Source organism: Massilia mucilaginosa (assembly GCF_011682145.1).
Taxonomy (GTDB): Bacteria; Pseudomonadota; Gammaproteobacteria; order Burkholderiales; family Burkholderiaceae_D; genus Telluria_A; species Telluria_A mucilaginosa.
Genome location: NZ_WHJH01000147.1, coordinates 1 through 1448, shown reverse-complemented (window position 1 = coordinate 1448; position 1448 = coordinate 1). Strand labels below are relative to the sequence as shown.

The following is a 1448-nucleotide window of genomic DNA, read 5'->3' as shown; positions in this document are numbered from 1 at the left end:
AACTATTAGCCCTTGTGTATACTGAAACCTTCCATGACGATGGGGGTGAAGATGGACAATTTGGCAGATCTGGACGAGTATCTCGAACACCTTTGCACTGCACTGGGCCATGCCGACCGAAGGGTCAGTCTGAAGGATTATTGTCGGGGATTGATGCTGCCAATCGCGCGCAAGAGCGTCGAACCACTGGCGGCGTATACAGACCCGATGCATGTGCGCGCCAAGCATCAGTCGCTACATCACTTTGTCGCCAAGTCTACGTGGTCTGATTCGGCACTGCTCGAATCGGTTCGTAAGTGGGTGCAGCCAGCATTGGTCGCGCAAACCGGGCATTATTGGATCATCGACGACACGGGCTTCCCCAAGAAAGGTAAGCACTCAGTTGGGGTGGCGCGTCAATACTGCGGCCAACTTGGCAAGCAGGACAATTGCCAAGTCGCGGTTAGCTTGTCACTTGCCACCGAGTCGGGAAGTGTTCCCATTGCTTACCAACTCTATCTTCCGAAGGACTGGGCGAGTGATACGGAACGTCGTCTAAAGGCGGGCGTACCCGAAGACCTGGTTTTTGCAACCAAGCCAGAAATCGCGCTGAATCAACTGCGAACCGCCGTCGAGTCTGGTGTTCCGCCCGGCGTGGTATTGGCCGATGCCGGTTACGGTGACGAAACGGCCTTTCGTGACGGCATAACGGAAATGGGTTTGTTCTACGCCGTGGGCATTCGCCCCGGTACTACAGTGTGGCCGCCAGGTGTATCACCGCTGCCGCCGATACCTCAACGGGGCCGAGGGCGCCCGTCAAGCCTGCTTCGCCGAGGGCCCGGTCATGAGCCAATGTCGGTCAAGGCGTTAGCGATGGGATTGCCGCCATCGGCATTCCAGCAGGTACGCTGGCGCGAGGGAAGCAATTCGACCTTGTCATCGCGATTCGCCTCAGTACGCGTACGACCGGCTCATCGGGACTATTGGCGCAGCGAACAGCGCGACGAGGAGTGGTTATTGATTGAATGGCCAGAAGGAGATACGGAGCCGCTAAAGTATTTTCTATCGACAGCGCCAGCCGACGCCACGCTTGAACAAATCGTGTTTGTGACGAAGATGCGCTGGCGTATAGAGCGAGACTATCAAGAACTGAAGCAAGAATTTGGACTTGGCCATTATGAAGGACGGGGCTGGCAGGGCTTTCACCATCACGCCACGCTCTGCATCGCAGCCTATGGATTTTTAATTGCTCACCGCCTCAATCATCGAGGCGCAAAAAAAAACTCTGCACAATCAGAAGTCCTTGCCCTACCCGATGGTTACATCCCTCGCGGCAGCCGGGCGGACACAGCGCCACGTACCTGAATCAATTACGTCATTGCGCACACTCATCATGTCTGCAATCGTGAAACGACTTCAACGATGCCCCTGCTGCAATGTGGCTCGATATAACTTATGACACAGTAAGA

1 protein-coding gene is annotated in these 1448 nt (G+C 55.5%); it reads left to right on the top strand.

The features are described from left to right. Positions 1-51 precede the first annotated feature (51 nt). Positions 52-1344: an IS701 family transposase gene (locus tag F2P45_RS34175; RefSeq protein ID WP_166882652.1), complete on the top strand. Its 1293-nt coding sequence runs from the start codon at positions 52-54 to the stop codon at positions 1342-1344. The last annotated feature ends 104 nt before the right edge of the window (positions 1345-1448 follow it).